Raw genomic sequence first — 26,144 nt, forward strand, 5'->3', positions numbered from 1 at the left:
ACGAAGCGAGCGCTCGACGCCGCCAACTTGAGAGGACTGACATGCACCGCCGCGACGTCATGAAGGCCGGTTTTACCGCTGGAGGCGCGCTCGCCGCCGCCGCCGCAACCCCGGCGCTCGCCGCGCCGCCGCGCCCGGCTGACCTGAAATTTCCCGACGGATTCGTCTGGGGCTGCGCGACAGCGAGCTACCAGATCGAAGGCGCGGTTGCGGAAGACGGGCGCGGCGCGACCAACTGGGATGTGTTCTCGCACACCCCGGGGCGCGTGGCGAACAACGATACCGGCGACGTCGCCTGCGACAGTTATCACCGCTACCGCGAGGACATCGGTCTGCTCAAGGCGCTCGGCGTCAAGGCGTATCGCCTGTCGATCGCATGGTCGCGGATTTTCCCCGACGGCCGCGGTAGCCCCAATCCGAAAGGCGTCGATTATTATAATCGCGTCGTCGATGGCCTGCTCGAGGCGGGGATCACGCCGTACGTCACGATGTTCCACTGGGACCTGCCGCAAGCGCTCCCGGGCGGATGGCAGTCGCGCGACACCGCCTTGGCCTTCGCCGACTATGCGGGCTTCACGGCAGGCAAATTATGCGATCGCGTCGACCATTTCATGACGGTCAACGAACTACGCTGTTTCACCGATCTCGGGCATCAGGAAGGCAAGCACGCCCCGGGGCTGCGGCTCGGACCGGCAGCGGTCAATCAGGTCCGGCATCACGGTGTGCTGGCGCATGGGCTCGGCGTCCAGGCGATCCGGGCGCACGGCAACGCGAAGACGCAGGTCGGGCTCGCCGACAACACCAACTTCTACGTGCCGGTGATCGAGACACCCGAGCATATCGAGGCGGCAAAGCACGCGGTCCGGCGCGAAAACGCGATGTTCCTGACTGCGGTCATGGAAGGCGAATACCTCGACAGCTATCTCGCCGAACAAGGCGCGGCGGCCCCCAAGGTCGAGCCCGGCGACATGGCGGCGATCGGCAGCCCGCTCGATTTCGTCGCGCTCAACGTCTACGCGCCGAACTACGTTCGCGCCGACGACTCGCCGCAGGGCTATGCGATCCTGCCGCATCTGAAGTCGTCGCCGCGGATGGCATCGCCGTGGCTATATGTCGGCCCCGAGGTTGCCTATTGGGCGGTCCGTAATGTCAGCGAACTGTGGAAGCCGAAGGCGCTGTACATCTCCGAGAACGGCTGTTCGGCCGACGATCCGGTGACCAACGGCGTCGTCTACGACTCCGACCGCATCATGTACCTGCGGAACTATCTGACCGAATTCCGTCGCGCGGCGGTCGAGGGCTATCCGCTCAAGGGCTATTTCCTGTGGAGCCTGATGGACAACTTCGAATGGGCGGACGGCTATGGGCTGCGTTTCGGGATCCACCACGTCGATTTCGCGACGCAGAAGCGGACGCCGAAGCTGAGCGCGGCGTGGTATCGTGAACTCATCCGGCGAAACGAACTCGTCTGATCGCGCGACCCTTGCGGCGCTCGCGTCGCAAGGGTCGCGCGCGGGGCGCTTTGTTGCTAAAGCCTGACCGATGAAACCCGCACAAGACGAGAAGGGCAAATCGGTCCGGCTGCTCCGCATCGGCGAACAGGTGCGCCATGCGATGGCGGCGCTGCTCGCCCGGCGCGAGATCCGCAACCCAGTGCTCGAAAACACGATCATCTCGGTCAGCGAGGTCCGGGTCACTCCCGACCTGCGGCAGGCGATCGTCTTCGTTCACCCGCTCGGCGGCCCGGGGCTAAAAGTCGACGAGGCGGCGGTGCTTGCGGCGCTGAAGGAGAACAGCCGCTGGCTGCGCGGCGAAATCGCCAAGACGCTGGCGACGAAGTACACCCCCGACCTGACCTTCCGCCTCGACGAGAGCTTCGACGCGGGGGCGAAGATAGACGCGATCCTGCGGTCGCCACACGTCGCGCGCGACCTCGACAGGCCATAGCCGGATCAACCAACCCCCGGGAGATCACGATGACGCGCATATTATTCGTCGGCCAGGATCCCGACACGGTTGATTTTTCCGACCCCGCCCTGCCGCCCGGCTTCGATGCCGAGAAGATCAAGGCTGGCATCGCGCTCGGCATCACCAAGATCGAGGAGCGCGGCTGGCAGGTCGATCCGTGCATGGTTCGTCCCGACGATAGCGCTGGTCCAATGATTGAAAAGCAGCTGGCGTCGGCGATTTATGATTGCGTCGTCATCGGCGGCGGTCTGCGCATTCCGCCGAAAAGCCTGTTGCTGTTCGAGGCTGTCGTCAACGCGGTCCACAAAGGCGCGTCGAACGCAGTGATCGCCTTCAACACGCGTCCCGAAGACACCGCCGACGCTGCGGCGCGGCGGCTTGGGCTCGGCTGAGCGCGGCGGCGATCGCGCCAACCGCTTAGCCGGTTGCGTTCCGGTATGGCACCGACGTAGGTGCCGGATCGTTCGACGACCCACCAGCGGGAGCAGCCATGACGATCAAACTCGGTATTCTCGGCGTCGGCAAGATCGCCCACGACCAGCATCTACCCGCGATCGCCGCGAACCCGGCCTTCACCCTCGTCGGGGCCGCGAACCGGTCTGGCGCGGTCGATGGTATTCCGACCTTTCCCGACCTAGACGCCCTCGTCGCCGGCGTGCCGGGGCTTGAGGCGATCGCGATCTGCACCCCGCCGCAGGACCGGCACACGATCGTCCGCGCCGCGCTCAACCACGGCCTCCACGTCATGCTCGAAAAGCCGCCGGGGGCGAGCCTGAGCGAGATCGCTGACCTGCCCGGGCTCGCGGCGTCGAAGAACCTCGCGCTGTTCGCGACATACCACTCCCGTTACGCCCCAGCGGTCGCTCCGGCGAAGGCGTGGCTGGCCGACAAGCACATCACCAACGTTCGCGTGCGCTGGAAGGAGAATGTTCGCCAGTGGCACCCGGGGCAGGCGTGGATCTGGGAGCCGGGCGGGCTCGGCGTGTTCGACCCCGGAATCAACGCGATGTCGTCGCTGACCGAAATTCTCCCCGAAGCGCTGCTCATCACCAAGGCCGATCTGTCGTTTCCGGCCAATCGAGGGACGCCGATCGCGGCGATGCTCGAATTGACCGACATCGCGGGACTGGCAATCACCGTCGAGCTCGACTGGCGGCAGGTCGAGAACCAGATGTGGGAGATCGCGGTCGATACCGACGCGGGATCGTTGCTGCTGTCGGGCGGCGGCGCGATGCTCGATATCGCGGGGACGAAGACCGACGACCAGGACCAGCACGCCGAATATGAAGGGCTTTACAAACGCTTCGCCGAACTCGTACCCCGCCGCGAAGTCGACTTCGATATTGCCCCGATCAAGTTGATCGCCGACGCCTTCATGCTCGGCAAGCGTATCGAGGTCGAGGCGTTCACGGATTAAGATAAGGGCCGTCATCCCGCGAACCGGGATGACGGCCGACTGCCTACGCCGCGAAGTAGTGCGCGTACGCCGGAAGCGTCAGGAACGCCTCCAGGTCGTCCGCCAGCGCCAGTTCGCGGAACACCTCGGCGGCCTCGACGAACTTGCCCGCGGTGTAGAAATTGTCCCCTACCGCCGCCTTCCACACGTCGAGCTGCTCGGCGATGACGCGCTCGATCAGCGCCGCATCGACGAGTTCGCCCGAATCGAGATGCGTCCGCGTGGTCCGCCACTGCCAGACTTGGGTGCGGCTGATCTCGGCTGTGGCGGCGTCCTCCATCATGTTGTGGAGCGGAGCCGCGCCCTGTCCGCGCAGCCACGACGCGATATAGCCGATCCCGACATTGATGTTGTTGGTCAGCCCCGCGAGCGACTTCGGTCCGGACGCGGGGGTGGTCAGCGCTTCCTGCGTGGCGACGCCTTCGGGTATGACGTCGAGCTGGTTCGGCCCCGGCATCGCCTTGTCGAAAACCTCCATCGCAACGCCGACGAGCCCCGGATGCGCGACCCACGTGCCGTCATGGCCGAAGCCCGCCTCGCGCTCCTTGTCGGCGCGGACCGCGGCGAACGCCTTGTCGTTGGCGGCTTCGTCGCCCTTGACCGGGATGAACGCGCTCATCCCGCCCATCGCGTGCGCGCCGCGCTTATGGCAGGTGCGGATGACGTGGAGCGCATAGTCGCGCATGAACGGCACCGTCATGTTGACCGCCGCGCGGTCGGGCAGGACATGCGCCGAGTCGGCCCGGAAGCACTTGATATAGCTGAAGATATAATCCCAGCGGCCGCAGTTGAGCGCGGCGATATGGTCGCGGAGTTCGTACAGGATCTCGTCGGCCATGAACGCGCCCGGCAGCGTCTCGATCAGCACGGTGCCTTTGATCGTGCCGACCGGGAGCCCCATCACCGACTGGGCGGTGACGAAGACGTTGTTCCACAGCCGTGCCTCGAGATAATGCTCCAGCTTGGGCAGGTAGAAATACGGCCCCGACCCCTTGGCGACCAGCGCGCGGGCGTTGTGGAAGAAGTACAGCCCGAAATCGAACAGCGCCCCCGCGACCGGTTCACCGTCGACGACCATGTGCGCTTCGGGCAGATGCCAGCCGCGCGGGCGCACCAGCAGCGTCGCGATGCTGTCGTTGAGCTTATACGATTTGCCTTTGTCTTCGAGCGTAATCGTCCCGGCGACGGCGTCGCGCAGGTTGATCTGGCCCTCGACCATTGTCTCCCACACCGGCGACGACGCATCCTCGAAGTCAGCCATGAAGCACTTTGCGCCCGAGTTCAGCGCGTTAATCACCATCTTGCGGTCGACCGGACCGGTGATCTCGACGCGCCGGTCCTGCAGGTCGGGCGGCGACCCGGCAACCTTCCACGTTCCCGCGCGAACGCTCGACGTCTCGGGGGCGAAGTCGATCGCATTGCCTGCATCCCACCACCGCTGCCGCGCGACTCGGGCGCCGAGCAGCGCAGCCCGAGTCGGCTCGTACTGGCGGTGGAGGTTCGCAACGAAAGTTAGTGCATCGTCGGTGAGGACCGATTCGAAGCCGGGCTTCATTGCGCCGGTGATACGGATGCCGGCCAGCGAAGGCTGCGTCATGAAGAAACCCTTCAGGTGATAGATTAGCGTTGACGTTCGCCTAGCGGAGCGCCACAGGGCTGACAATCGGGGATCACGGAGTACTGGGGAGAGGGTGGCGGAGGTCGCGATGTAACGCGCCCCGCCATTGCCCCGCGCTCCCGATAACTTCAGATATCCGAAAATCCGAACGGCGCGCTCGCCCGGCGAAAATCGTCGGGCAGGACAGTGCGCCCGATCGGCGGGGCCGACCGCGCGGTGCAATGCGTCCGGTGGCACAGGTGGCACGTCACTCCGATCGGCGTCGCGGTGTCGGGTCCAGGGCTGAGCGGATCGCGGGTGTAGATCAGCCTCGCCGCATGCTCGGCGCTGCATCCGAGCGCGATCGCACGCTCGACCCGGGCCGCGCCGAAGGCTCCGCCGCCAGCGGTAACGGTCCGAGCGATCGAGAAGAAACGCTGGCCCTCGGGCAGTTCGATCCATTGCGTGACGATCTCACGTGGGCGGCGGAAGACCTGGTGGACCGACCATAAGGGGCAGCCACCGCCGTGGCGCGCGAAGGGGAAGCCTGCGCCGTCGAGTCGCTTCGAGACGTTGCCCGCCGGGTCAACGCGGATGAAGAAGAACGGCACATAATTGTCGCCGGGCTTTTGCAGCGTCGTCAGCCGGTGCGCGACCTGTTCGAAACTCGCGCCGAACTGGCGGGCCAACGCTTCGACGTCGTAACTGCGGCGTTCGGCGGCGCGGGCGAACGCAGTGTACGGCATAAGAATCGCCGCAGCCGCGTAGCTCGCCAGCGCCTTCTGCGTCAGCCGCTCGCCGTTCGCGGTTGTGAATCGGCTCCCCGCCATCGGCGCGTCGACCACGCCGCGGAGATCGAGGTAGGCAAGCTGGAGCGCGAGCTGAAAAGTCTGGCTGGCATTGTCGAGCGTGTCGTCGAGCAGCACCTCGTCGCGATGCCGGTCGAAGCGCCGCATCGCCCCGCCCATGACGTCGGACGGCAGCCGCCGGACGCGCAATTTGTGGCGCTCGCGCAAATACGCGACGAGGCCGCCCGCGTCGGCGACGGCAGCGGCGAGCACCTCGGCGGCATCATCGATAGCGGGGAAGTTGTTGCGCCGCGCCGCGAGAAAACGCCGTGCCTCGGCGACCGGATCGGCAGGCGCCGACTCTCCGCCCGGCCCTTCGGCACCTTGATCGGCAAGCGCGAGATGCTCCTCACGGTACGCGGTATAGAGGCGCAAGAACGCCTCGGTGATGCCGGGGAAGCCATTGACGACGTCGGCGGTCTCGATCGCCGGCATGTCGACGTCGGCGAACATCGGATCCCTGAGGACGGTTTGCAACCGGGCGATCGTGTCCGAGCCATTGTCGCTCGCGAGGGTCGCCATATCGAGCCGGTATGTCCGCGCCAGCCGGAGCAGCATGTCGGCGGTGAGCGGGCGCTGGTTGCGTTCGATTAGCGCGACGTACGACGGCGAGATGTCGAGGTCGGTCGCCATGTTGGCCTGCGTCAGGCCGAGGTCGCGGCGCAACCGGCGAAGGCGCGGACCCATGTAAACAGGGCGGTCGTTCGACATAGGACTCTCTCCGGTTGTGCAATCCTTACATCAGCACAACCGAAGTCTGTAAAGTGTGACAGCACAACTTCGATAGGGCTTTTAGCAATTGCAGCACCGCCGTATCCGCCTCGGAGCAGTCATGCGTAGGGCAACACTTCGATGTCATATCAAGAACATATCGCCCAGGTGAAGCACCTTATCGGTGCCCAGAAGGGTAGCTGGGACGGCATCAACGCCGAGTCCGTCGCCCGGATGCGGCTGCAGAACCGCTTTAAGACCGGCCTCGACCTCGCCCGCTACACCGCGACGATCATGCGCCGCGACATGGCGGCGTACGACGCCGACCCGGCGAACTACACCCAGTCGCTCGGCTGCTGGCACGGCTTCATCGGCCAGCAGAAGATGATCTCGATCAAGAAGCACTTCGGGTCGACCGAACGGCGTTACCTGTATTTGTCGGGCTGGATGGTCGCGGCGCTGCGGTCGGAGTTCGGCCCGCTCCCCGACCAGTCTATGCACGAGAAGACCAGCGTCCCGGCGCTGATCGAAGAACTCTATACCTTCCTCCGCCAGGCCGATGCGCGTGAACTCGGCATGATGTTCCGCGACGTCGACGCCGCGCGCGCCGCCGGCGACGTCCTCAAGGAAAAGCAGCTCCTTGCTGCGGTCGAGAATTATCAGACCCACGTCGTCCCGGTCATCGCCGACATCGACGCGGGCTTCGGCAATGCCGAGGCGACGTATCTCCTCGCCAAGAAGATGATCGAGGCCGGGGCGTGTGCGCTCCAGATCGAAAACCAGGTCTCGGACGAGAAGCAGTGCGGCCACCAGGACGGCAAGGTCACCGTCCCGCACGAGGACTTCCTCGCCAAGGTCCGCGCCTGCCGCTACGCATTCCTCGAGCTGGGCGTCGAGGACGGGATCATCGTCACCCGCACCGACTCGCTCGGGGCAGGACTGACCAAGCAGATCGCGGTGTCGACGGAGCCCGGCGACCTCGGCGACCAGTATAACAGCTTCCTCGATTGCGAGGAGATCGACGCATCGACCGCGAAGAACGGCGACGTCATCCTCAACCGCGACGGCAAGTTGATGCGCCCGAAGCGGCTGCCGTCGAACCTGTTCCAGTTCCGCGCCGGGTCGGGCGAAGACCGCTGCGTCCTCGACTCGATCACCTCGCTCCAGAACGGTGCCGACCTGCTGTGGATCGAGACCGAGAAACCGCACATCGAGCAGATCGCCGGCATGGTCGACCGCATCCGCGCGGTGATCCCGAACGCCAAGCTCGTCTACAACAACTCGCCGTCGTTTAACTGGACGCTCAACTTCCGCCAGCAGGTCTATGACGCGCGGGTCGCCGCCGGTGCCGATGTTTCCGCGTACGACCGGGCGCGGCTGATGAGTGTCGACTATGACGCGACCGACCTTGCGATCGAGGCCGACGAGCGCATCCGCACCTTCCAGGCCGATGCGGCGAAGCGCGCGGGCATCTTCCACCACCTCATCACCCTGCCGACCTACCATACCGCGGCGCTGTCGACCGACAACCTCGCGAAGGAGTATTTCGGCAGCCAGGGGATGCTCGGCTACGTCAAGAACGTCCAGCGCGCCGAAATTCGCCAGGGCATCGCCTGCGTCAAGCACCAGAACATGTCGGGCTCGGACATCGGCGACGACCACAAGGAGTATTTCGCCGGTGAGGCCGCGCTCAAGGCGGGCGGCAGCCACAACACGATGAACCAATTCGCCGCCTAGTCGCGGGACCAGTTACCCTGGGGAGGGTCGCTACGCCCGTCGCTCGACACCGAGCGGCGGGCGTTTTGCTGCGCCGTGCGCGTCACCACGACCCTTCGACAAGGGACCTGCGGTGCGCTATCGCCGCCAGATGAACGTGCAGTCGCCTCAGCCCGCGCTGCCGCCCGCGAAGTCGCGGCTGCGGACGACCCGGCGCGGCTTCCTCATCGGCACCGGCGCGGTCGCGGGGCTCGCGGTCGGTTATGCGGTCTGGCCGCGGCGGGCGGTGCTCAACTGGGCTGCCGCCCCCGACGAGACCGTGATCAACGGCTTCGTCAAGATCGGCACCGACGGGCGCGTCGTCGTCGCGATCCCGCAGGCTGAAATGGGACAAGGCGTGTCGAGCGCGCTGGCGCAGATCGTCGCCGACGAGCTAGGGGCCGACTGGAACACGGTGTCGGTCGAACCCGCGCCATTGAACCCGATCTACGCCAATCGCGGCATGGCGCTCGATGCGACCGCGGGAATGCCGTCGGCGCTGCGCGGCTTCGCGCGCTGGGGACTCGGCGGGGTGATCGACCATTTCGACGTCCAGATGACCGGCGGCAGCACGTCGGTCCGCGGCTTCGCCAAGCCGATGCGGCTCGCCGGCGCAGCGGCGCGTGAGATGTTGTGCAGTGCCGCCGCGCGCGAGTGGGGAGCGGATGCTAGCCAGTGCGACACCGCCAACGGCTTCGTCGTCTACAAGGCGAATCGCATCCGCTTTGCCGACATCGCGGGGAAGGTCGTCCAGAGCGATGCGCCGTCGTCACCGGTGTTGCGGGTCAAGTCGACGCTGATGGGGAAGCCCGTCCCGCGCCTCGACATCCCGGCGAAAACCGACGGCAGCGCGCGCTTCGGCATCGATGTCCGCGTACCCGGCATGGTCTATGCCGCAGTCCGCTCGGGCCCGGCGGGCGATCCGAAGCTGGTCAGCGCCGACGCGGCCAAGGCGAAGACGCTGCCCGGGGTGATCGACGTCGTCCACGGCCCGACATGGATCGCGGTCGTCGCGACAACATGGTTCGGCGCAAACCAGGCGCTCGACGCGGTCGTCCCGGTGTTCGCCGCTCAGGCGAAGCCCGCCGGGCCGTGGGTGTCCGATGCTCCCCGGCTCGCGCTGACAGGAGCCGCGAAGGCGGTCCGCGACGACGGCGACGCGGCGGGCGCGCTCGCGAAGGGCAACGTCATCACCGCCGACTACACCGTCCCCTACCTCGCCCACGCCGCGCTCGAGCCGATGAACGCGACCGCGCGGGTCGACGGCGACAAGGTCGAGGTCTGGGCTCCGACCCAGTCGCTGTCGATCACGACATGGAGCTTGGCCAAGGCGCTCGGCGTCGACGAGGCCAGTATCATCGTCCACCCGACGCTGATCGGCGGCAGTTTCGGGCGCAAGGCCGAGGCCGACGCCTCGGTCCAGGCGGCGCTGATCGCTCGCGCGGTCAAACGCCCGGTGCAGCTCATCTACAGCCGTACCGAGGACCTAGCGCAGGACCGCTTCCGCCCCGCCGCCGCCGCCCGGATGCGCGGATCGGTAGCAAACGGGCGGATCGCCGCGTGGGACAGCCGCGTCGCGGCCCCCGACGTGACGTCGAGCTTTGCCGCCCGCAACCTTCCGGCGATGGCGGGCGCGCCAAAAGCCAGCGCCGAGGCGGTCGATGGCGCAACGCAAATCCCGTACGACCTCGCCCACGTCCGGGTCGAACACGCGCTCGTCCTGACGCCGGTACCACTCGGCTTCTGGCGGTCGGTCGGTCACAGCTTCAGCGCGTTCTTCGTCGAAAGCTTCGTCGACGAACTCGCCCATGCCGCCGGGTCCGATCCGGGCGCGTTCCGCCTCGCGATGCTCAAGGACCAGCCGCGCCACGCCGCCGTCCTGACCGCCGCACTCCGCGCTGCCGGGCCATTGGGGCAGGTCGAGCCGTCGAGCACGTCGGCAACCTCCGGCTCCACCGCCGGGCGCGGCGTCGCGCTTCACGAAAGCTTCGGCTCGATCGTCGCACAGGTCGCTGAGGTCGAATGCACCAAGGACGCCGCGCCGCGGGTCATCTGCGTCTGGGCCGCGATCGACTGCGGCCCCGTGGTCAACCCCGACGGCGTCCGCGCGCAGGTCGAGGGTGCGATCGCCTACGGCCTCGGCGCCGCGCTCAAGGGCAAGATCACCTTCGCCGACGGCGCGGTCGAGCAGACCAACTTCGACGGCTATCCGGTCCTCATGCTCGCCGAGGCCCCGGCGATCGAGGTCATCATCGTCAATGGCGAGCCCGGCAGTGCGTCGCCGATGGGCGGGGTCGGCGAGCCCGGCACCCCGCCGATCGCCCCCGCCGTCGCCAACGCGATCTTCGCCGCCAGCGGCCAACGCCTGCGCAGCTTGCCGTTCGCGTGAGTTCGCTGCCGCCCGATCACCCGCCGGTCGCCTTTGGCCGGATCGGGGTCCTGCTGGTCAACCTCGGCACCCCCGACTCGCCCGAGACCGGGCCGGTTCGGCGCTACCTCGCCGAATTCCTGTCGGACCGCCGCGTCGTCGAGCTGCCGCCGATCCTGTGGCAGCCGCTGCTGCGCGGCGTCGTCCTGCTGACCCGCCCGAAGCGGACCGCGGCGAATTACGCGAAGATCTGGGACCGCGAGGCGAACGATTCGCCGCTGCGGGTCATTACCACCGCGCAGGCGGCATCGCTGTCGGCGGCACTCGGCGACGGCGTGATCGTTGACTGGGCGATGCGCTATGGCTCGCCGTCGATCCCCGACCGGTTGCAGGCGCTCAAGGATGCGGGGTGCGAGCGCATCCTGATCGCGCCGCTGTATCCGCAATATTCGAGCGCGACGACCGGCACAGTCAACGACAAGGTGTTCGCGACGCTGATGAAGTGGCGCTGGCAGCCGGCGCTGCGGACGCTGCCGCCGTACCACGACGACCCGATCTTCCTCGACGCGCTCGCCGCTTCGTTCGCTGACGGCGTCGCCGGTCTCGACTTCGTCCCCGACCTGCTCCTCACCTCGTTTCACGGCATGCCGCGATCGACCCTCGACAAGGGCGATCCCTATCATTGCCAGTGCCGCAAGACTGCGCGGCTGATGGGCGAGCGGATCTCCACGCCGTTGCGCGTGTCGTTCCAGTCGCGCCTCGGCCGTGCCGAATGGCTCAAGCCGTACACCGATGTCACCCTCGCCGAATTGCCTGCACAGGGCATCCGTAAGCTCGTCGTGATGTCGCCCGGCTTCTCTGCCGACAATCTCGAAACGCTTGAGGAAGTCGCGATGGAGGGGCGCGCGACCTTCCTCGATGCCGGCGGAACCGACTTCGCCTATATCCCGTGCCTCAATGCCGGGGCGATCGGCAACGCCGCGCTGACCGCGATCGTCCGTCGCGAACTTGCCGGGTGGGTCCCCGCGCCCTAGGGTTAACCGCATCCTCTGGGGAGAGACGAGAACATGGCACGCGTAGCAATCGTGACCGGCGGAACCCGCGGCATTGGTGAGGCAATCTGCCTCGCGCTGCAGGAGACCGGGGTCACTGTGATCGCCAATTACGGCGGCGACGACAAGAAGGCGGCCGAGTTCACTGCGCGCACCGGCATCGAGGCGATCAAGTGGAACGTCGCCGACCACCAGGCGTGCCTCGACGCGGTGGCGAAGGTCGAGGCCGAGCACGGCCAGGTCGACATCATCGTCAACAACGCCGGGATCACCCGCGACGGCACCCTGCTCAAGATGACCTACGAAATGTGGCGCGAAGTCATCGACGTCAATCTCGGCGGCTGCTTCAACATGGCGAAAGCGGCGTTCCCCGGCATGCGCAAGCGCGGCTTCGGGCGCATCGTCAACATCGGCTCGATTAACGGCCAAGCCGGGCAGTACGGGCAGGTCAATTACGCCGCCGCCAAGTCGGGCATCCACGGCTTCACCAAGGCGCTGGCGCAAGAAGGGGCGAAGTTCAACGTCACCGTCAACGCGATCGCGCCGGGCTATATCGACACCGACATGGTCGCCGCGGTCCCCGCCGACGTCCTCGAGAAGATCGTCGCCAAGATCCCCGCCGGGCGTTTGGGGCAGGCGAGCGAGATCGCCCGCGGCGTCGTCTTCCTGACCGGCGACACCGCTGGATTCGTCACCGGGTCGACGCTGTCGATCAACGGCGGGCAGCACATGTATTGATGTGGCGGCGGGGCTGATCAAGCGTTCGGTCGCAATCGCCGGGCATCGCACCTCGATCAGCCTCGAGCCCGTCTTCTGGACCGCGCTCGTCGCTGCTGCGGCGGCGCAGGACCGCCCGCTCAACGCACTGATCGCCGAGATCGACGAGGCGCGGACGACCAACCTGTCGAGCGCGATCCGCGTCTGGCTGTTCACAAAGAGTAACGCTGCCGTCCCGAGACCGTAACCTGTGCATGCCAGGTAACGTTGGTTAACAAACGGGAACCAACAATGCGCACGATGACCATCCTCGCTGCCGCCGTCGCCGCGATCGCAGCCACGCCGGCGGCGGCCGACCTCACGGTGATTTCGGGCAGCGGCCAGCGGGCACTGCAGGTTGCGTATTACGGCCCGGTCGGCCAGTCGTTCACCGCGACCGATACCGACCTGACGTCGTTCGGTTTCCAGTTCGAGACGTTCAATCCGGGCCAGCCCAACGCGCCGCTGACCTTCACCCTGCGCGACGGCGCCGGCTTGACCGGAGCGGTCATCGCCACCCGCACCGCGACGCTGCCGGTCATTCCGGCGACCCGCGTCGGCACGTGGTACGACTTCGACCTGACCGGCACGACACTCGTTCTGGGCCATAGCTATACCGCGCTGGTCTCAACGACCTCCGCCCTGCTCGGCTTCGTCTACGGCCCCGACATCAACATCTACACCGGCGTTCCGCTCGGCAGCGACGCCTATGCCGGGGGTGCGCTCGTGACCACGCGCGACCTCGGCGACCGCATCTGCGCGAGCGGAATCTGCGATGCCAATTTCCGCCTGTCGGCGACGACGCCCGCCGCAGCGGTCCCCGAGCCGGCGGCATGGGCGCTGTTCATCACCGGCTTCGGTATGATCGGAGCCGCCAGCCGCCGTCGCTCTGCACGCTTCGCCTGAAGCGACCCGCCGCGTTGCCTTCGTTCGGTATCGGCATTCTGCCGGGGAGCGGGCGAAGGTCGGTGCAGCTATAGCGTTTTCGCCAGCACGGCGAATTCGAGCGGAATCCCGCCTTCGAGCAAGTCCTCCGGGAACGGCCGGACTTCGCTGGTGACCGAATATCCGCGGCGTTCGTAATAGGCGATCAGCGTGTCGCGCACCGACACCACCGTCATCTCGAACCGCGTCGCGCCGCGTTCGGTTGCAGCGTTTTCGGCGGCTGTCAGCATCGTTCGCCCGAAGCCACCCGCCTGCAGGTCGGGATCGACCGCGAGCAGGCCGATATAGGCGAGCCCGCCGCCCTTGATCGTCACCTGGACGCAGGCGCGGATTATGCCAGCATCCTCGCCGACCAGGATCGTCTGCGCGGGATCGGAGATGATCGCCGCGAGCGTCGCACGGTCGGTTCGCGGCTGGGTCAGCAGGTCGGCCTCGTTCGCCCAGCCCTTGCGCGACGCTTCGCCACGATACGACCGCTCGATCAGCGCGTGGAGGTCGGGGAGGTCGGCGGCGGTCGCGGGGCGGATCGACAGGGTGGTCATCGTCACGCCGATAGCGTGCAGCGGCGGCCGATGCCAGCCGCGCCGAATTCGCTGTCCTACAGGGTGCGGCGTGGGTTAGCCTCTCCAGGCTGCCAACGGGTGGCGTGCGTTCTTTCTCATCGGTGAACCCTCGTCACGCGTCTCGCCGGAAAGGCGGGAGCGAAAGCCTTGCGGAAGGCTAAAGTGAAAACCCCCGCCGAAAAGGCGAACGCGCAAAACACACGCTTTTGTGTGAACTTATTTTGAACTTAGGCCCGGATGTGACCGGTGAACCGGCGCCGGCGATGGCTGCGGGTGGCGCAAACCGGCCGCCCCGGCTAAGACCGCGCCATGCTAACGACGACGATCCACCCCCCGACGGCTGCCGAGTCTGCGGTCCTCGACCGGATCGATGGTGCCGCGATGCTCGATCGGACACTGGCGTGGGCGGCGATCAATTCTGGGAGCCGCAACCTCGCTGGCCTTCGGGCGGTGGCCGATGCGATCGAACCCGCGCTCGCCGCGCTGGGCCCGGTCGGCCGCCTTGCCCCGACCCCGGTCGATGCGGTCGACGCCACCGGCACCGCCCGGCCGCTCGCGCATGGCGATAACCTGCATCTCGTGGTCCGCCCCGACGCCCCGGTCCGCGTGCTGCTGACCGGCCACATCGACACGGTGTTCGCCGCCGACCATCCGTTCCAGGCGTGCCGCTGGCTCGACGCGACGACGGTCAACGGCCCCGGCACCGCCGATATGAAGGGCGGCATCGCGGTGATGCTTGCCGCGCTCGAAGCCATCGAGGCGTCGCCGTTCGCCGCAGGCATCGGCTATGAAGTGGTCCTCAACAGCGACGAGGAAGTGTCGTCGCTCGGCTCCTCGGCACTGCTGCGCGAGGCCGCGCTGCGGTGCCATCTTGGCCTGACCTACGAGCCCGCGCTGCCCGACGGCACGCTCGCGGGCGGGCGCAAAGGGTCGGGCAACTTCGCAGCCGTCGTCCGGGGAACCGCCGCCCACGCCGGCCGCGAGCCCGAGAAGGGACGCAACGCGCTCGTTGCGGCCGCCGACCTCGCGCTCCGTCTCGCCGCGCTGGTCCGCGCCGGGCTGTCGGTCAATCCGGCGCGGATCGACGGCGGCGGGCCGAACAACATCGTGCCTGACCTCGCCGTGCTCCGCTTCAACGTCCGCCCGTCGACGCTCGCCGACCAGGCCGCCGCCGAGGCCGCGATCGCCGATGCAGTCGCGGCAGTCGCTGCAGTCCACGACGTCGCCATCACCCTCGACGGCAGCTTCGCTCGCCCGCCGAAGCCGCTCGACGCCAACCAGCGCCGCCTCTTCGACCTCGTCCACGAGTGCGGCACCGCGATCGGGCTGGGGATCGGCTGGCGCGATACCGGCGGGGTCTGCGACGGCAACAACCTCGCCGCGACCGGCCTCGCCGTCGTCGACACGATGGGCGTCCGTGGCGGCGCGATCCATTCGTCGGACGAATATATGGACACCGCCAGCCTCGTCGAACGCGCCCGCCTGTCGGCCCTCGTCCTGATGCGCGTGGCGCAGAGCGGATGGACCCGGTGACCTGGCACATCCGCCCGGCGCGGGCCGACGACCTCGACGCGTTACTCGAGCTCGCGCATCTGACCGGCGGCGGCTTCACCAACCTGCCGCCCGACCGCGATGCGCTCGCGGCCCGGCTGGTCAAGTCCGAGGCCTCGTTCACCGCCAGCCTGACCGGCCCGGTCGACGAGATGTACCTGCTGATCCTCGAACAAACCTCGACGCGCCGCATCGGCGGCACGGCAGCGGTGTTCAGCCGGGTCGGCAGCGAGTGGCCGTTCTACAGCTACAAGATCTCGAGTGCGTCGCAGACCTCGCGCGCGCTCGGCAAGACCTTCTCGATGCAACTGCTCAACCTCGTCACCGACCATGACGGGGCGAGCGAGGTTGGCGGGCTGTTCCTCCACCCCGACCTCCGCACCGGCGGGCTTGGGCGATTGCTCGCACGCTCGCGTTACCTGTTCATCGCCGGGCACCGCGAGCGTTTCGCCGCCAAGCTCCTCGCCGAGCTGCGCGGCGTGCTGACCGACGACGGCGACAGCCCGTTCTGGGACAGCCTCGGCCGCCGCTTCTTCGGCATGGAATTTCGCGACGCCGACAAGTTCAACGGCCTCAACGGCAACCAGTTCATCGCCGACCTGATGCCCAAACAGCCGGTCTATGTCGCCCTGCTCAGCGAGGCGGCGCAGGCGGTGATCGGCCACCCCCACCCCCGCGGGGTGCCGGCGTTGAAGATGCTCGAAACCGAAGGCTTCCGCTACGAGAACTACGTCGACATCTTCGACGGCGGCCCGACCGTGACCTGCCCGACCGAGAGCGTGCGGACGATCGCCGCCAGCCGCGCCGCACCGGTCGGGGAGCTCGCCGAGGGCAGCGGCGGCCTGCCCCGCGCCTTGCTAGCGGCGGGACGGCTCGGCGAGTTCAGGTCATGGATCGGGCATGCCGACTGGTGCGCGGATGGGCTGGTCTTGCCCGCAGGTGAGGCGGAATTGATGCGGGTCGGCTTGGGCGACGAGGTGCGGCATGTCGGGTTTTAGCGTATGATCCAGACCTCCACCGACCCCTGCACCGGCGACATCGTCTGGCAGGGCCCTGCCGGCGAACCCGCCGCCGCGGTTGCCGCAGCGCGCGCCGCCTTCCCCGGCTGGAGCGCGACCACACTCGATGAGCGCATCGCCGTCGCCCATCGCTTTGCCGCGATCGTCGGCGAGCGCGCCGAGGACTTTGCCGTCCTGATCGCCCGTGAGACTGGCAAGCCATTGTGGGAAACGCGGACCGAGGTCGCCAGCGTTCGCGCCAAGGTCGATATCTCGATCACCGCGCAGGCGGAACGCGCCGGGACCCGCAGCGGCACGGTTGCGGGGGTCCGGCAGGTCCTGCGCCACAAGCCGCACGGCGTCGTCGCCGTCCTCGGCCCGTACAACTTCCCGGCGCATTTGCCGAATGGCCACATCGTCCCCGCGCTGCTCGCGGGCAACACCGTCGTGTTCAAACCCTCCGAACTGACCCCCGCTGTCGCCGATTTCATGGCGGCGTGCTGGGACGCGGCGGGGTTGCCGCCGGGCGTGCTCAATGTCGTTCACGGCGGCGGCGAGACCGGCAAGGCGCTCGCCGCCGCCGACATCGACGGGCTGTTGTTCACCGGCTCGCCGCGAACCGGGGCGGCGCTTGCCCGCCAGTTCGCCGAGACGCCGCACAAGATTCTCGCGCTCGAGATGGGCGGCAACAACCCGCTCGTCGTCTGGGACGTCGCCGACGACCGGCTCGACGCGGCGGCGGCGCTGATCGTCCAGTCGGCGTATCTGTCGGCGGGCCAGCGCTGCACCTGCGCGCGGCGGCTGATCGTAGGCCCCGATGCCGCGCCACTGCTCGACCGCGTCGCCGGGCTGATCGACCGGATCGTTGTCGGCGCGCCGTTCGACGAGCCGCAGCCGTTCATGGGGCCGGTGATCGACAACCGCGCCGCCGACGCGCTTCAGGCGGGGTTCGCCGCGCTGGTTGGCAAGGGTGCCAAGGTAGTTCGCGGGCTCGACCGGCTCATATCGGAAAAGCCGTTCCTGACGCCCGCGCTGATCGACGTGACCAGCGTCGCCGACCGCGACATCGAGCTGTTCGGCCCGGTCCTCCAGGTCGTCCGCGTCCCCGACTTCGCCGCCGCGATGGTCGAGGCGAACGCGACCAAGTTCGGGCTGTCCGCGGGGCTGATCGGCGGCGATGCCGCGCTCTACGACCGCTTCTGGCGTGAAAGCCGTGCCGGGGTGGTCAACTGGAACCGGCCGACCAACGGTGCGGCGTCGAACGCCCCATTTGGCGGGGTCGGGCTCAGCGGCAACCATCGCCCGAGCGCCTATTACGCCGCCGATTATTGCGCATGGCCGGTCGCCAGCCTCGAGGCCGACGGCATCGAGGGCAGCATCGCGACAGGCTTGCGGTGAGCCTCGAGATCAACTTCGACGGGATCATCGGGCCGAGCCACAACTACGCCGCGCTGAGCCTCGGCAATCTCGCCAGCGCCAGCAACGCCGGGTCGGTCTCGCGGCCGCGCGACGCCGCGCTCCAGGGGCTGGCGAAGATGCGCGCGGCGATGGGGCTGGGTCTGGTCCAGGGGTTCTTCGTGCCCCCCGACCGACCGACAACCGGCTGGCTGCGGCAGCTTGGCTTTCCCGGCAGTGACGACGAGGTCTGCGCCGCGGCAGCACGGGCCGATCCGGTCGTGTTCGCGCAGGCGATGTCGGCGTCGTCGATGTGGACCGCGAACGCCGCGACGGTTTCCCCGGCTCCCGACACAAGCGATGGGCGCTGCCACCTCAGCATCGCCAACCTCGCCCGGATGCCGCACCGCAGCCATGAGGCGACTGCGACCGAGCGACAAGTCCGTCTGATGTTCGGGCACCCGGCCTTCGCGGTGCATCCAGCGCTGCCGACCTTCGGCGACGAGGGCGCGGCCAATCACATGCGGCTGGCGGCGTCGCACGATGCGCCCGGCGTCGAGGTCTTCGTCTATGGCGTCGAGGGCGGTCCGTTCCCCGCGCGGCAATCTCGACGCGCCTCCGAGGCAGTCGCCCGCCGCCACGGCCTCGATCCAGCGCGAACGCTGTTCGTCGAGCAGTCCCCGGCAGCAATCGCGGCGGGGGCATTCCACAACGACGTCGTCGCGGTGGCGAACGAAGCTGTTGTCTTCATGCACGAACTCGCCTTCGCCGACCCCGCCGGGTTCGCCGCCGACCTCACCCGGCTGCTTCCCGAAGCGACGATCATCGCGGTCCCCGCCGTCGCCGTCAGCCTCGCCGACGCGATCGAATCGTATCTATTCAACTCGCAGCTGGTGACGCTGCCCGCTGGCGGCATGGCGCTGATCCTGCCCGCCGAGGCCCGCGCCAACCCCCGCGTCGCAGCGTACCTCGATGCCCTCGTCGCGAGCAACGGGCCGATCCGTGCACTCCAATTCGTCGAGGTCCGCGAGTCGATGCGGAACGGCGGCGGCCCCGCCTGCCTCCGCCTCCGCGTCGTCGCCGACCCGGCAACGGTCGACCCGCGGTTTCTCCTCGATGCGGCCAAGGCCGACCGCATCGAGCGCGTTGTCGGCGAGCACTGGCCCGAGGTCATCGCGCCGGCCGACCTCGCCTCGCCCGGGCTGTGGCATCACTGCCGGCAAGCCCGGGCTAAGCTGTTGGTGGCGCTCGATTTAAGCGAGTTGGGCTGAAACCTGCGCGTTTGAAAGGTCACACGAAGTTCACGGAAATCGACATGGATTTTCGCGACGACCTCTATCTCGAAGGAGCGCTCGCAGACCGTTTCGCTTCCCCTCCCGTTGCCCTTCGGGCGGCCTGCGGCTCAGGGGAGGGGCGAGAGGCGGCGCTTGCCGGCCCGGGGGTAAGGCCTTCCCGAGCGAAGGGCTCGGGGCGACTCCCCCACCCCCGGCCCCTTCCCTGAAGGGGAGGGGAGCAGGAATAGAAGGAGCCGGAAAGAACAGCGGCCAACAATGAGAAAGAACGCGTTTGCCGGGCTGACGCGACCCGACTCGAAGTGGAGAGCGTAACCCCTTCATGCCCCTGTAGGACAGCGCAAACCGGCGGCTGCGGCGCACCCATCGTGATATCCCACTAAATCGCTTGGGTAACGCGCCTTGACCCCGGCAAAGAAAGCCTTGCTTTCCAATCGGGTCCGCACAACCCACTTGCCGATCATGGCTCCATCCGTCCCACTAACCGGTCGCGTCACCCTTGTCGGGGCTGGTCCCGGCGCGCCCGATCTCCTGACCATCCGTGCTGTCCGCGCGCTGGCGGTGGCGGATGTCGTCGTCCATGACGGCCTGATCGACCCGGCGGTGCTCGACTTCGCCCCCGGCGCGCGCCGCATCGATGTTTCGAAGCGCCGCGCCCGCCACACCCTGCCGCAGGACGAGATCGGCGCGCTGCTCGTCGCCGAGGCGCGCGCAGGCTACCATGTCGTCCGGCTAAAGGGCGGCGACCCCTTCGTCTTCGGGCGCGGCGGTGAGGAGGTCGAGGCGCTCGTCGCCGCCGGCGTTGCGGTCACCGTCGTTCCCGGCGTTTCGGCGGCACTCGGCGCGGCGGCCGGGGCGCTGATCCCGCTGACGCACCGCGACCACGCCTCGTCGGTCAGCTTCGTCGCGGGGACCTGCCAGAACCTCGCCGAGCAGGACTGGGCGGGGCTCGCGGGCAAGGGGCGGACGCTGGTCGTTTACATGGGCGTGACCAATTCGGCGGCGATCGCCGACAAGTTGATGGCCGACGGGCTCGCCCCCGAAACGCCATGCGCGATCCTCGAGCGCGGGACGCTTCCGGGCGCACGCGCATTGCGCACCCTGCTCGCCGACCTCGGCCGCGCTGTCGAGGACAATGCCGTCGTCTCGCCTGCGCTCCTCGTCATCGGCGACGTCGCCCGGCTCGGCACCGCGGTCGACGTCCTCGCCGCCTTTCAGGAATTCGCATGATCCGCCTTCTGACCGGCAATGCCCTCGAGACCGGCGACGTCGTCTGGTGGACCGGGTCGACCTGGAGCCTCGCGCTGCGCGATGCCGTCGACGTCGGGCCCGGTGGCGATGCCCTGCTGGCGCAAACCGTCGCCGCCGAGCGGATCACCGACGCCGCCCTCGTCGATGCCGAGCCGACCCCTGACGGCCCGCGCCCGCGGACGATGCGCGAGCGCGTCCGCGGTGCCGGACCGACCATCCGCCGCGATCTCAACCGGCCCAACTCAACCGAAGCGACCGCCTGATGTATCGTTATGACCAATACGACCAGTCGATGGTCGATGCCCGCGTCGACGAGTTTCGCGACCAGGTCGCGCGACGGCTGGCGAACGAGATCACCGAGGACCAGTTCAAGCCGCTGCGCCTGATGAACGGGCTCTACCTTCAGCTCCACGCCTACATGCTCCGCGTCGCGGTACCGTATGGGACGCTGTCGGGAACGCAGATGCGGATGCTCGGGCACATCGCGCGCAAGTACGACCGCGGTTACGGCCATTTCACCACGCGGCAGAATATCCAGTACAACTGGATCAAGCTGTCGGAGGCCCCCGACCTGCTCGCCGAGCTGGCGGCGGTCGAAATGCACGCGATCCAGACGAGCGGCAATTGCATCCGCAACATCAGCAGCGACCAGTTCGCCGGGGCCGCCGCCGACGAGGTCGCCGACCCGCGCCCGTACGCCGAACTCCTCCGCCAATGGTCGAGCTTCCACCCCGAATTCAGCTTCCTGCCGCGCAAGTTCAAGATCGCGGTGATTGCCTGCGACGTTGATCGCGCGGCGATTCAGCTCCACGATATCGGCTTGCAACTCGTCCGCAGGGACGGCGAGCTCGGCTTCAAGGTCTGGGTCGGCGGCGGCATGGGGCGGACGCCGATGATCGGCCACGTCATCCGCGAGTTCATTCCGGCGCGCCAGTATCTGAGCTATTGCGAGGCGGTCCTGCGGGTCTACAACCGCTACGGACGGCGCGACAACATCTACAAGGCGCGGATCAAGATCCTTGTCCACGAGCTCGGCGCGGCGGAGTTCACCGCCCAAGTCGAGGCCGAATGGGCGATCCTCGAACCCCTCGCGCTCGATGCGCCGCAGGCCGAATACGACCGGATCGTCGCGCAGTTCGCCGACCCCGACTATGACCGCGCCGCGCCCGATAGCGTCGATCGTAGCGACCCCGACTTCGCGCTATGGCTCGACCAGAACGTCCACGCCCACAAGCAGCCGGGCTATGCGATCGCGACGATCAGCCTCAAGCCAGTTGGCGGCATCCCCGGCGACGCGACCGCCGACCAGATGGACCTGATCGCCGACCTCGCCGCGCGCTTCGCCCATGACGAAATCCGCGTCACCCACAGCCAGAACCTCGTCCTCGCCCACGTCCGCAAGGCCGACCTGTATGCGATGTGGACCGCGCTCGAGGGCGCCGGGCTGGCGACGCCGAACCTCGACCTCGTCACCGACATCATCGCCTGCCCGGGGCTCGATTATTGCGCGCTGGCCAACGCGCGCTCGATCCCGGTCGCGCAGAAGATCGCCGAGCGCTTCGCCGACCTCGACCGTCAGCACGACATTGGCGAGCTCAAGATCAAGATCTCGGGGTGCATCAACGCCTGCGGCCACCACCACGCCGGGCACATCGGCATCCTCGGCGTCGATAAGAAGGGCGAGGAGGCGTACCAGCTCTCGCTCGGCGGATCGGGCGCGGAGGACGCCAGCCTCGCCAAGATTCTCGGCCCGGGCTTCTCCGAAGCGGGCGTCGTCGATGCGGTCGAGAAGGTGATCGAGGCGTACCGGACGGTCCGCAGTGGCCCCGGCGAGCGCTTCCTCGATACCTACCGCCGGGTCGGTGCCGGGCCATTCAAGGATGCGGTTTATGGGTAAGCGGGTCGCGGTCTTTCCCGCCGGTCGGCAGGATCTGTACGAGCGCAACAAATATTCGGCGGCGGTCGTGTCGGGTGGCTTCCTGTTCGTTTCGGGGCAAGTCGGCAGCCGCGCTGACGGCAGCCTCGAACCCGATCCCGAGGCCCAGCTTCGGCTTGCGTACCGGAACCTCGAAGCGGTGCTCGCGGCGGGCGGGTGCACGTTGGACGACATCGTCGATCTCACGATTTACACCGTCGACCCCGAGAAGACGCTGCCGATCGCAGCCAAAGTTCGCGCCGAGTTCTTCGGCGAGCCGCCGTATCCGGCGCTGACCGGGATCGGGGTGACGTGGCTTTACGGCTTCAACTTCGAGCTGAAGGTCATCGCCAAGCTGCCCGGGGAAGCCGCATGACCGACGTCCAGGACCAGTCCCCCGTCGCCGGCGCGGCACCGACGCCCGAGACGCTGACGCCGCCGCTCAGCTTCCGCGATAGCGCGCTCTACGACGGGCCAGTCGTCGCGCTCGCCGACTTCACCGCGACGTCGAACACCGCCGCCGTCCGGCTCGATCCGGGCGATAACGCTCGCGCGCTCGTGCCCTACCTCGGCGGGCTGCGGCTGATCGAGATTGCCTTCCCCAAGTACCGCGACGGACGCGGCTATTCGTCGGCGCGCATCTTGCGTGAGGCGGGCTACACCGGCGAGCTGCGCGCGGCGGGCGACGTGCTGCTCGATCAGATCTTCTTCATGCGCCGCGTCGGCTTCGACAGCTTCGCCCCGGCCAAGCCGCTCGATCCGGCCCGCGTCGAGGCTGCGCTGAGCCGCTACGACTATGTCTACCAGAAGGCCGCCGATGGCCGCCCCCCGGTCTGGGCATTGCGACATGGCTGAGGCAGCACGCATCCCCGACGTCATCGACGTTGCCCCGGCGTTCACGCTCGCCGAGGTCGGCGCGATGAACCTGCGCTTTGCGGGTGTCGACACCGCGACGATGCTCGCAGAATTGCTGACCGGCGAGCTTGCCGCGCGGACCGCGGCGGTGTCGTCGTTCGGCACCGAATCGGCGGTCCTGCTCCATCTCGTCGCCTCGATCGACAAGACGGTGCCGGTGATTTTCATCAACACCCAGAAGATGTTCGGCGAGACGCTCGCCTATCGCGACGAGCTCGCCGAGCGGCTCGGGCTGACCGACCTGCGCGTCCAGCGACCCGATCCGTACCGGCTGGCGGCGCGCGATCCGACCAGCCTGCGATGGAGCTTCGACCCCGACGGCTGCTGCGAGATCCGCAAGGTCGAGCCGCTGCGCGCCGCGCTCGCGCCGTTCGACGCATGGCTGTCGGGGCGCAAGGGCTTCCAGGGCAAGACCCGCGCCGCGCTGCCGCGCTTCGAGCTCGACGAGGGGCGGCTCAAGGTCAACCCGCTTGCCGACTGGGACAAGGCGCGGCTCGACGCCTATTTCGCCGCGCACCAGCTGCCGCGCCACCCGCTCGAAGCGCAGGGCTTCGCCTCGATCGGATGCGTGCCATGCACGACCAAGGTCCTGCCCGGCGAAGACCCGCGCTCGGGTCGCTGGCGCGGCTGGGACAAGACCGAATGCGGCATCCACGAACCCGCGTTCGATCCCGCTTTCTAGGGCGATCTAGCCGCCGAGGTAGTCGCGCTTGCCGATCTCGACGCCCTTCGACCGCAGCAGGGCATAGGCGATGCTGACGTGGAAGAAGAAGTTCGGCAGCACGAACGTCAGCAGATACGCCTGCCCCGACAGGTTGATCGACTGCTCGCCGAACTTGAGGCTGATCTCGCGGTCCTCGGTGCCGTCGATCTGGTCGGCCGGGACCGACTCGATGAACGCGACGGTCTTGGCGATGCGCTCCTTGAGCGTGTCGAAGGTGGTTTCGGTGTCGGCATAGCCCGGCACGTCGATCCCGGCGAGCCGCGCGACGCAGCCCTTGACCCCATCCGACGCGATCTGGATCTGCCGCGGCAGCGCGGCCATGTCGGGCGCGAGGCGGGCGTCGATCAATTCCGACGGGTCGATTCCGCGCTCGGCGGCGAAGGCGGCGCCCTTGTCGAGGATCGCGGTAAGCGAGGCGAACTGCCGAACGAACACCGGCACCGACGCCTGATACATCGAAAGGGTCATTGATTTTCCTGAGGTTGGAGGATCGTTTCGGACCTAGCATGGCCGACGGCGGTCGTCTTGCGCGTCATGCCGGTTTCTTGCGGTCGAGCAGGGCAAACGCCGCCAGTCCGGCTCCTAACGCGAGTGCCGCCGCGACGAACGCCGCGGTCTGGAAAGCGGCGATGAGCGCATCGCCCTTTGCCGCGAGCGCCGCGCCGAGCAACGCGGTCGCGATCATCCCGCCGGTCCGCGCGACCGCGCTGTTGAAGCCAGACGCGGTCCCGGTGTGGCGCGCGTCGACCGAGCTGAGCACTGCCGTCGTCAGCGGCGCGACCGCCCCCGCCATGCCGAGCGAGACGACGATCAGCGCCGGGAACACCTCGGTCCAATATGTCCCGCCGTTTCCGATCCGCGCGGCGAGGAGGAAGCCCACGGCGACGACGATCGGCCCTATGGTCAACGGCAGCCGCGACCCCGTCTTTGCCGCAAGCCGCCCCATCGCCCGGCTGGCGATGCCGATGACGATCGGCAGCGGCAGCAGCGCCGCCCCCGCCGCGAATGCCGAATAATGATCGGCCTCGATCAGCACATACGGCAGCAACAGCAGCAGCCCGCCGAGCGCGCCGTAGAGCAATAACGTCAGCACCGTCAGCCCGGTGAAGCTGCGCGAGGTGAACAGCGACACCGGCATCATCGCCCGCTCACCGCGCCGCCATTCGACCAAGACGAACGCCGCGAGCAGCACCGCGCCCGCGACCAGCACGAGGCTGCCCCCCGCCCCGGTCGAGCGCAGCGTCAGCCCCCACGTCAGCGCGCCGAGCGCGGCGGTCGCGAGGAGGCCGCCGGTCCAGTCGAGCGGGGTGCCGTCATCGGTCGACTCGCCGACGTAGCGCAGCGCGAGGACGATCGCCCCCGCCGCGATCGGCAGGTTGACGAAGAAGATCGCGCGCCAGCCGATCAGGTCGACGAGCCAGCCGCCCGCGAGCGGCCCGATCGCGCCCGCGATCGCCCCCGCCGCCGCCCATGTCCCGATCGCACGCCCGCGCGCCTCGCCGCTGAACGACGAGCCGAGGATTGCAAGGCTGTTCGGCATCAGCATCGCCGCGCCGATCCCCTGCAAGCCGCGTCCGGCGAGGAGCCACGGCAGCGACGGCGCGGCGGCGCAGAGCATCGAGGCGAGTGCGAAAAGCGCGATCCCCGCCACGAGCAACCGCCGCCGCCCGTACCGATCCCCCGCCGCGCCGCCGAGCAGGAGCAGCGCGCTCAGCGGCAGGAGGTAGGCGTTGACCACCCATTGCAGGTCGGGGGCCGCGCCCGCGAGGTCGCGCCCGATCGAGGGCAACGCGACGTTGACCACCGACCCGTCGACGAAGGCGAGGCTCGACGCGAGGATCGTCGCGGTGAGGACCAGCCCGGCATGCGGAGTAGACCCCTCGGGTTGCGCGGTGGCGCAGTTGGCGTCGCACGCGGTCGGCTGGGTCGAAGTCATTCGACAGCGCTACGGGCGAGTCGCGGTAACCGACTTGGCACTAGAGGCAATTTGGAAGTTGACGAAGTTAACGGACCGCTCGCCTGAAACCTCGACCCTTCGAACCATTGCGGGACAATCCGGCCGCGGTTCGAGAGAGAGTGTAATG

General features: G+C 68.0%; 25 protein-coding genes. 20 read left to right on the plus strand and 5 right to left on the minus strand.

The genetic code is table 11. The features are described 5' to 3' along the window. Positions 1 to 41: 41 nt before the first annotated feature. From KTC28_RS03365 to KTC28_RS03380, 4 genes are all read left to right on the plus strand, one after another. Positions 42 to 1,472 (plus strand): GH1 family beta-glucosidase, encoded by a 1,431-nt coding sequence (locus KTC28_RS03365; protein WP_216709725.1) that lies wholly within the window; start codon positions 42 to 44, stop codon positions 1,470 to 1,472. A 70-nt stretch (positions 1,473 to 1,542) separates the two neighbouring features. Next, positions 1,543 to 1,947, plus strand: coding sequence for a 30S ribosome-binding factor RbfA (rbfA, locus tag KTC28_RS03370; RefSeq protein ID WP_216709726.1), 405 nt, complete (start codon positions 1,543 to 1,545; stop codon positions 1,945 to 1,947). A gap of 29 nt (positions 1,948 to 1,976) precedes the next feature. Further along, positions 1,977 to 2,360, plus strand: coding sequence for a hypothetical protein (locus KTC28_RS03375; RefSeq protein ID WP_216709727.1), 384 nt, complete (start codon positions 1,977 to 1,979; stop codon positions 2,358 to 2,360). 98 nt (positions 2,361 to 2,458) lie between these two features. Beyond that, entirely contained in the window at positions 2,459 to 3,385 is a 927-nt protein-coding gene (locus KTC28_RS03380; RefSeq protein WP_216709728.1) for a Gfo/Idh/MocA family protein, read from the plus strand. 43 nt (positions 3,386 to 3,428) lie between these two features. On the opposite strand, the gene aceB is transcribed toward KTC28_RS03380, so the two are convergent. Both aceB and KTC28_RS03390 read right to left on the minus strand, forming a co-directional pair. Beyond that, positions 3,429 to 5,021 (minus strand): malate synthase A, encoded by a 1,593-nt coding sequence (gene aceB / locus KTC28_RS03385; RefSeq protein ID WP_216709729.1) that lies wholly within the window; start codon positions 5,019 to 5,021, stop codon positions 3,429 to 3,431. A 149-nt stretch (positions 5,022 to 5,170) separates the two neighbouring features. Then, positions 5,171 to 6,580, minus strand: a complete 1,410-nt coding sequence (locus tag KTC28_RS03390; protein WP_216709730.1) for a helix-turn-helix domain-containing protein — start codon at positions 6,578 to 6,580, stop codon at positions 5,171 to 5,173. A gap of 141 nt (positions 6,581 to 6,721) precedes the next feature. Between KTC28_RS03390 and KTC28_RS03395 the strand changes: the two genes are divergently transcribed. The 6 genes from KTC28_RS03395 (at position 6,722) to KTC28_RS03420 (ending at position 13,417) form a co-directional block, all read left to right on the plus strand. Then, the gene (locus tag KTC28_RS03395) at positions 6,722 to 8,317 is read left to right on the plus strand and encodes an isocitrate lyase (protein WP_216709731.1); all 1,596 of its coding nucleotides are present in this window, start codon (positions 6,722 to 6,724) and stop codon (positions 8,315 to 8,317) included. A 112-nt stretch (positions 8,318 to 8,429) separates the two neighbouring features. Beyond that, positions 8,430 to 10,724 (plus strand): xanthine dehydrogenase family protein molybdopterin-binding subunit, encoded by a 2,295-nt coding sequence (locus KTC28_RS03400; RefSeq protein WP_216709732.1) that lies wholly within the window; start codon positions 8,430 to 8,432, stop codon positions 10,722 to 10,724. Continuing rightward, positions 10,721 to 11,737 (plus strand): ferrochelatase, encoded by a 1,017-nt coding sequence (gene hemH, locus KTC28_RS03405; RefSeq protein ID WP_216709733.1) that lies wholly within the window; start codon positions 10,721 to 10,723, stop codon positions 11,735 to 11,737. The genes KTC28_RS03400 and hemH overlap by 4 nt, the downstream gene beginning before the upstream one ends. A 33-nt stretch (positions 11,738 to 11,770) precedes the next feature. Continuing rightward, positions 11,771 to 12,493: an acetoacetyl-CoA reductase gene (gene phbB, locus KTC28_RS03410; protein WP_216709734.1), complete on the plus strand. Its 723-nt coding sequence runs from the start codon at positions 11,771 to 11,773 to the stop codon at positions 12,491 to 12,493. Between the two features lies 1 nt (position 12,494). Continuing rightward, complete coding sequence (locus tag KTC28_RS03415) at positions 12,495 to 12,719, plus strand: ribbon-helix-helix domain-containing protein (RefSeq protein ID WP_255602233.1); 225 nt, start codon at positions 12,495 to 12,497, stop codon at positions 12,717 to 12,719. Positions 12,720 to 12,763: 44 nt separating this feature from the next. Beyond that, complete coding sequence (locus tag KTC28_RS03420) at positions 12,764 to 13,417, plus strand: PEPxxWA-CTERM sorting domain-containing protein (RefSeq protein ID WP_255602234.1); 654 nt, start codon at positions 12,764 to 12,766, stop codon at positions 13,415 to 13,417. Between the two features lie 68 nt (positions 13,418 to 13,485). Here the strand turns inward: KTC28_RS03420 and KTC28_RS03425 are convergent, their stop codons facing one another. Further along, positions 13,486 to 13,998, minus strand: a complete 513-nt coding sequence (locus KTC28_RS03425; protein ID WP_216709818.1) for a GNAT family N-acetyltransferase — start codon at positions 13,996 to 13,998, stop codon at positions 13,486 to 13,488. 330 nt (positions 13,999 to 14,328) lie between these two features. On the opposite strand from KTC28_RS03425, the gene KTC28_RS03430 reads away from it, so the two are divergent. From KTC28_RS03430 to KTC28_RS03475, 10 genes are all read left to right on the plus strand, one after another. Next, positions 14,329 to 15,552 carry a hydrolase gene (locus tag KTC28_RS03430; protein ID WP_216709735.1) on the plus strand — a complete coding sequence of 408 codons (1,224 nt, stop codon included), beginning with the start codon at positions 14,329 to 14,331 and terminating at the stop codon, positions 15,550 to 15,552. Further along, complete coding sequence (locus KTC28_RS03435; RefSeq protein WP_369426573.1) at positions 15,540 to 16,568, plus strand: arginine N-succinyltransferase; 1,029 nt, start codon at positions 15,540 to 15,542, stop codon at positions 16,566 to 16,568. Before KTC28_RS03430 ends, KTC28_RS03435 begins: the two co-directional genes overlap by 13 nt. Positions 16,569 to 16,571: 3 nt before the next feature. Next, positions 16,572 to 17,966, plus strand: a complete 1,395-nt coding sequence (gene astD, locus KTC28_RS03440) for a succinylglutamate-semialdehyde dehydrogenase (RefSeq protein WP_216709736.1) — start codon at positions 16,572 to 16,574, stop codon at positions 17,964 to 17,966. After that, entirely contained in the window at positions 17,963 to 19,234 is a 1,272-nt protein-coding gene (locus KTC28_RS03445; RefSeq protein ID WP_216709737.1) for an N-succinylarginine dihydrolase, read from the plus strand. The genes astD and KTC28_RS03445 overlap by 4 nt, the downstream gene beginning before the upstream one ends. Positions 19,235 to 19,717: 483 nt before the next feature. After that, the gene (gene cobA / locus KTC28_RS03450) at positions 19,718 to 20,485 is read left to right on the plus strand and encodes a uroporphyrinogen-III C-methyltransferase (RefSeq protein ID WP_216709738.1); all 768 of its coding nucleotides are present in this window, start codon (positions 19,718 to 19,720) and stop codon (positions 20,483 to 20,485) included. Beyond that, the gene (locus KTC28_RS03455; RefSeq protein ID WP_369426574.1) at positions 20,482 to 20,769 is read left to right on the plus strand and encodes a DUF2849 domain-containing protein; all 288 of its coding nucleotides are present in this window, start codon (positions 20,482 to 20,484) and stop codon (positions 20,767 to 20,769) included. Before cobA ends, KTC28_RS03455 begins: the two co-directional genes overlap by 4 nt. Further along, a complete protein-coding gene (locus tag KTC28_RS03460) occupies positions 20,769 to 22,403 on the plus strand; it encodes a nitrite/sulfite reductase (RefSeq protein WP_216709739.1) in 1,635 nt (544 codons plus the stop codon). The genes KTC28_RS03455 and KTC28_RS03460 overlap by 1 nt, the downstream gene beginning before the upstream one ends. Further along, a complete protein-coding gene (locus tag KTC28_RS03465) occupies positions 22,396 to 22,797 on the plus strand; it encodes a RidA family protein (protein ID WP_216709740.1) in 402 nt (133 codons plus the stop codon). The genes KTC28_RS03460 and KTC28_RS03465 overlap by 8 nt, the downstream gene beginning before the upstream one ends. Continuing rightward, a complete protein-coding gene (locus KTC28_RS03470) occupies positions 22,794 to 23,276 on the plus strand; it encodes a DUF934 domain-containing protein (protein ID WP_216709741.1) in 483 nt (160 codons plus the stop codon). The genes KTC28_RS03465 and KTC28_RS03470 overlap by 4 nt, the downstream gene beginning before the upstream one ends. Beyond that, positions 23,269 to 24,018, plus strand: a complete 750-nt coding sequence (locus KTC28_RS03475; protein ID WP_216709742.1) for a phosphoadenylyl-sulfate reductase — start codon at positions 23,269 to 23,271, stop codon at positions 24,016 to 24,018. Before KTC28_RS03470 ends, KTC28_RS03475 begins: the two co-directional genes overlap by 8 nt. Positions 24,019 to 24,024: 6 nt before the next feature. Here the strand turns inward: KTC28_RS03475 and KTC28_RS03480 are convergent, their stop codons facing one another. Together KTC28_RS03480 and KTC28_RS03485 are read right to left on the minus strand one after the other, a co-directional pair. After that, a complete protein-coding gene (locus KTC28_RS03480; protein WP_216709743.1) occupies positions 24,025 to 24,528 on the minus strand; it encodes a DUF1993 domain-containing protein in 504 nt (167 codons plus the stop codon). Positions 24,529 to 24,592: 64 nt separating this feature from the next. Next, positions 24,593 to 25,996 carry an MFS transporter gene (locus KTC28_RS03485; protein WP_216709744.1) on the minus strand — a complete coding sequence of 468 codons (1,404 nt, stop codon included), beginning with the start codon at positions 25,994 to 25,996 and terminating at the stop codon, positions 24,593 to 24,595. Positions 25,997 to 26,144 lie beyond the last annotated feature (148 nt).

Source organism: Polymorphobacter megasporae (genome assembly GCF_018982885.2).
Taxonomy (GTDB): Bacteria; Pseudomonadota; Alphaproteobacteria; order Sphingomonadales; family Sphingomonadaceae; genus Polymorphobacter_B; species Polymorphobacter_B megasporae.